The sequence below is a fragment of the Rubrimonas sp. genome (assembly GCF_036788415.1).
Taxonomy (GTDB): Bacteria; Pseudomonadota; Alphaproteobacteria; order Rhodobacterales; family Rhodobacteraceae; genus Rubrimonas.
The window spans coordinates 1-4,947 of sequence record NZ_DAIQNN010000153.1; the positions used below are offsets into that span (position 1 = coordinate 1).

The window sequence follows — 4,947 nt, forward strand, 5'->3', positions numbered from 1 at the left end:
TCGTCGCCCTTGTTCGGCATCGGCAGGACGTGGATGACACGCCCATGGGTGCCGGACCCCGGATCGACGTCGACCACGGCCAGAGCGTCGGGTTGCGAGAAATCGGGGCTCAGCAGCAGCGTGTAGGCCAGCGTCTCCGCCGGCGCCTCCATCGCCATCCGCGGCGAGGGATGAAAGGTGGGATCGGGCCTCAGGTTCATCGTCGTCTCCTTCCCTGTGCTGCGCCGGCTCGAACGGCCGGCTTCCGCGTCGCGGCGCCATGGGCCCCGGGGCGGCGATCATAGCGCCGATTCCGGGTCGACCCCAAAGCGATCCGAAGCCTCCGCCCCTGCGCGCGTCGCTGCGCGGCCGGGATTTCGCGCCGGGGCGCGCCGATCACGCCGTGCGGGGCACGGGCGCGACGGCGGTCCGCTTGGCGGGGTCATGGAAGGGGCGATCCGCCACTGTCGCCGCCGCGCGACCGAAGGGTCCCGCGACCTCGACCGCCTCTCCGACCGCCGCGTGCGCGCTTGAGACCATGGCCAGCGCGATGTTGCGCTCCAGCCGTGGCGAATGGACCGCAGAGGTCACCTTGCCGACAACGGCGCCGTCCTTCAGCACTGGCCAGAACGTCGTGTTCGGCCCCGGCAGCGGCGCGCCATCGATCACGAGGCCCACCTGCCGGCGGCGCGGGCCCTGCGCGCGGATGCGGCGCAGCGCGGCCTTTCCGATGAAGTCGGCCTCCATGTCGAGGTTCACCAGACGGTCGAGACCCAGTTCGAAGGGGTTCGTGTCGCTGTCGGCGTCGGCGCGGTAGGACAGCATGCCGCCCTCTATGCGGCGGATCGTCGATGTGTGGCCGGGCTTCAATCCCAGAGGCGCGCCGGCCGCCATGATCCGCTCCCAGAGTTCCTCGCCGCGGGCACCGTCGCGCAGGTAGAGTTCGTAGCCCAGTTCGCTGGACCAGCCGGTGCGCGAGACGATCAGCGGGATGCCGTCCAGTTCCGCCTCGCGCAGCCAGTAGTAGCGCAGGTCCGCGATCGACTCGCCGAACAGCGCCTGCATGACCATGCCGGACTTCGGCCCCTGCAACTGCAGCGGCGAGACGTCCGGCTCGCGGATCGTGACGTCCATGCCGGCATGGACCGCCACGCCCTGGGCCCACAGCAGGATGTCGCTGTCGGCCAGCGACAGCCAGAAATGCGCCGCGCCCAGCCGCAGCAGGACCGGGTCGTTCAGGATGCCGCCTTCGGCGTTGGTGATGAGGACATACCTGCACTGGCCGACCGCCATCGTCGACAGGTCTCGCGGCGTCAGCATCTGGACGAAGCGCGCCGCGTCCGGCCCCGTGATCTCGACCTGACGCTCTACCGCGACATCGCAAAGGATCGCATCGTTGACAAGATTCCAGAAGTTCTGCTCAGGGTCGCCGAAATCACGGGGTATGAACATGTGATTGTAGACCGAAAAGGCCTTCGTACCCCAACGAACAGTGGATTCGAAGTAGGGGGACTTTCTAATCTGTGTCCAGAATCCGAATTCTGCGGCCTGAATCATTGGCGTCATGCTCCCGTTTCATCGGTCCGGCTGATCCGCCAACCGTGTTTCTTGCCGGAGATAATGCGCCGACGCTTTGGCCGAACGGCCCGATTCTCGGACGATGCGCAGGCCGCGCGGCGCATTTGACCCCGGCTGTCCGGACCGAACCGTCCGCGTCAGCCGCGCGGCCTGGGCGCCAATCGCGCAAGGTTCGGCGGAGCGTCCTTGATGCGCCGCGTCGCGACGTAGGTCATGTAGCGGTCGATCCCCAGTTCGGCCTCCAGCAGGCCGGTCATCAGGGCCTGGAAGGCCGCCATGTCGGGGCTCAGGACCTTGAGCACGTAATCCATGCCGCCCCCGGTCGCGACGCATTCGGCGACCTCGTCCAGCCTGCGGATCTCCGCCTCGAACCGGTCGAAATCTGCCTTTCGATGGCGCGCCAGCGAGACCGTGACGAAGACTTCCGTAAGATGGGCGATGCGCTCGAGGGCGATGTCGGCGCCGTAGCCGCGTATGATCCCGGTGGCCTCCAGCCGCTTGAGCCGCGCCCAGCACGGCGTCGGCGACAGGTTGACGAGTTCGGAGAGCCTGGCGCGGCTCAGCGGGCCATGTTTCTGCACCGCGCTTAGAATGCGGATGTCGATCGCATCGAGGCCGACCCGGGTCATGGCGAACTGGCTCCCATGGCGCGGACCCTGCGTCCCGGGCAAGGGGCGCACGGGACCCGTGGTCCCTGGACACCCTGTCCGGTTACGCGGCCATGAGGACGGTCGCAAGCCCGTGCTGTCGGCGCAGGGCGCGGGGGCCGGGGTCGCCGTTCGGCATGGTCAGCCGCGCAACGCCCTCGCGATCCGCTTGGCGGCGCGCACGCCGCTGTCGTAGGCGCCGTTCACCAGCGCCGCGCGTTCGGCGTTCACCGCTTCGCCCGCGAAGAACAGCCGGTCCGCGATAGGCGTGCCGAGCGCCTCCCGCGCCCCGGTGCGGCCCGGCCGCTGCACCGAATAGGCGCCCAGTGAGAACGGATCGTCCGCCCAGGGCGTCATGATGCCCTTGACGAAGCGCCGGCGGATGTCGCTTCCCAGCAGCTTCACGAGCTCGCCCAGGGCGAAGTCGACGGTCGCGGCCTCGCCGGCGCGCGACATCTCCCAGCCGAACGCGCCGCCGATGTTGCCGAACATGTAGTCGTGGCCGCAGGGCCAGGCGATGAAGAAGCACGCGGGCGCCGGCGTCTCGTCGGGCACGCGGTAGGTGACGATCTCGCCGTCGCGGAGGCCGAAGCGCGCGCCGTCGAACAGCAGCGGAACCTTGACGAGCAGACCCATGGGCACGTCGTGGATCGCCTCGCGCTTGGCCAGCGGCAGTTCGGGCGCGAAGCGGATGGCGCCCGAGGCGAGGACGCCCGTGGACACCGTGACGAGGCAGATCCTCGCCCGAACCACGCCGCGCGTCGTCTCCACCGAGACACCCGGCCCGCTCCAGTCGATCGCCGTCACGCGCGCCCCCAGCGCGATGGGCGCCCCGTCCGCCAGCGTCTCCACCACCGTGCCGAGGCCCTCGCGGACGAAGCAGCTCGGCTGGTCGTCCGCCTGCTCCCAATGGTCCATCGGAGACAGGTCCCTGAAGTCCACGCCATAGTCCATCGCGCCGAGCCACGACTGCACCGTTCCCGAGAACGCGAGATCCTTCGGAAGCACGTCGATGGCGGGAACCGCGCGCCCCTTCCTGCCCGCCTTGCGCAGCGCCCGGTCGACGGCGTCCTGCGCGTCGCGGTAGGCGGCCCATTCCTCGCCCGTCGCGCGCCTGCCGTCCACGAACAGCGACTCCGGCGCGTCGGTGTGGTCGACCAGCGTGAACGGCCCCCGCCGGGCGATCTTCGCCAGCGAGTTGCCGTCGGATCCCGAGACCCACGAACAGCCCATGTCGACCGGCGCGCCGAATTCCGTCCGGCTGGTCCACGCCCGCCCGCCGACGCGGTTCGCGCCCTCGACCACGACATGGCTCACTTTGCGCTTCGCGAGCCGCCGGGACGCGGCCATGCCGGCGGCCCCCGCCCCGACGATCACGACTTCGGGGTCGGACGGAATCGCTGCGTGGCGCTGGGCCTCGTTCTGCATGGCGGCAACGTCTCCCGGGTTCGGCGCCGTCCCGAGGCGGCGCGCAAGCGCGCCCGCCCGGTTCGGGGTTCGATGCGATACGGATCGTGCAGGGGCGGCCGGTCGCGGCCCAGCCCTGCCCGGCGGCGGATGGGGCCTCAGACGCCCGGCGCGAACGACGCCTCGATGAGCCTCGTGCCCGCGGCGACGCGCCACCGTCCACGGGCGCCGGCGCGCAGATAGGCGGTCTCGCCCGCGCCGAACCTCGCGCCGTCGATCTCGACCGCGCCTGCGAGGACCGACACGAGCCGATGGCGCACCGACGTCTCGCCGGCCTCGATCGCGTCGGGGTAGTCCGTCCGCGTCACCGCCATCCGCCCGTCGGCGCTGAGGAACGCGGTGTGCGCCATCGACACCGCGCCGTCGCCTGTCCGGCCGAGGCCCGAGATCGGGGGCTTCGTGACCCGGGCGAGCGAGGGGTTCGCGCCGGCGGTCCCGGCGGAGGCGCCGAGGATCATGAAGATCTTGCGCACCGTGCCCGGCATCTTCCATTGGCAGCGCAGACCCTTGGGGATGACGAACGCCTCGCCCGCGTCGATGCGGACCTCGGTTCCGTCCGGCATCGCGATCACCACCGTCCCCTCGAGCAGCAGCATGTACTCGTCGACAGGGTAAGGGCCCGCGCGATCGTCGAAGGCGGTCGCCTCCCACACCCCGACCAGATAGCCGTCTGCGGCGTCCTCGTCGTAGAGGTGTCCGCGCTGGACGGGCGTGCCGGCCTCCAGCGTCGCCGGATCGAGCGTCTCCCACTCGACAAGGCCGGCATCGGCCGGGCCGCGGGGCTCGATGCGCACCGGCCCTGCGTTGGCCTCGCGAAGCGTCGCCTGCCCATCGTCCATATCGGCGCCCCTCCTGCCGCCGCCGCGCGGAGCGCCTGCCCGCCGCGCGATCAACTCCATCCGTTCCGGCGAGAAAACGCTTGACTGCGGCATGGTGTCAATCTTGAACTTAATGAAAGTTCATTCAGTCGCGATCGCGTCGATCGGACGGAGGGAGACGAGGCATGGACCTGATCGACAACCTGCACGCGGTGCGCCGGGGCGAGCAGTCGCGCCGCGCCTTCCTCGGCGCGCTGTCATCCCTCGGCGTCGGGCTGGTCACGACGCCGTTCGCGCCCGCGCGCGCCGCGGCGTCGACCGGCGATCATCCGACGCTGTTCACCTGGGGCGGGTTCGACTTCGAACCCCTGTTCGGCTCCTACATCGAGAAGCATGGCGCGCCGCCGAACTTCGCGATCTTCGGCGGCACCGAAGAGGCGCTGACCAAGATGCGCGGC

5 protein-coding genes and 1 pseudogene are annotated in these 4,947 nt (G+C 70.3%); 1 reads left to right on the forward strand and 5 read right to left on the reverse strand.

Going from position 1 to position 4,947, the window contains the following annotated elements:
• The 5 genes from V7Q31_RS17425 to V7Q31_RS17445 form a co-directional block, all read right to left on the reverse strand.
• On the reverse strand, window positions 1–200 hold a 200-nt coding region (locus tag V7Q31_RS17425; protein ID WP_333835123.1), incomplete at its 3' end, for a selenium-binding protein SBP56-related protein.
• A gap of 175 nt (window positions 201–375) precedes the next feature.
• A complete protein-coding gene (locus V7Q31_RS17430) occupies window positions 376–1,536 on the reverse strand; it encodes a glycine cleavage T C-terminal barrel domain-containing protein (RefSeq protein ID WP_333835124.1) in 1,161 nt (386 codons plus the stop codon).
• 158 nt (window positions 1,537–1,694) lie between these two features.
• Window positions 1,695–2,186, reverse strand: coding sequence for an Lrp/AsnC family transcriptional regulator (locus tag V7Q31_RS17435; RefSeq protein WP_333835125.1), 492 nt, complete (start codon window positions 2,184–2,186; stop codon window positions 1,695–1,697).
• 159 nt (window positions 2,187–2,345) lie between these two features.
• A complete protein-coding gene (locus tag V7Q31_RS17440) occupies window positions 2,346–3,632 on the reverse strand; it encodes a flavin monoamine oxidase family protein (protein ID WP_333835126.1) in 1,287 nt (428 codons plus the stop codon).
• A gap of 137 nt (window positions 3,633–3,769) precedes the next feature.
• Window positions 3,770–4,510, reverse strand: a complete 741-nt coding sequence (locus tag V7Q31_RS17445; RefSeq protein WP_333835127.1) for a cupin domain-containing protein — start codon at window positions 4,508–4,510, stop codon at window positions 3,770–3,772.
• Between the two features lie 164 nt (window positions 4,511–4,674).
• Here V7Q31_RS17445 and V7Q31_RS17450 point away from each other — a divergent pair.
• Window positions 4,675–4,947, forward strand: a pseudogene (locus V7Q31_RS17450) (ABC transporter substrate-binding protein); the annotation flags it as partial.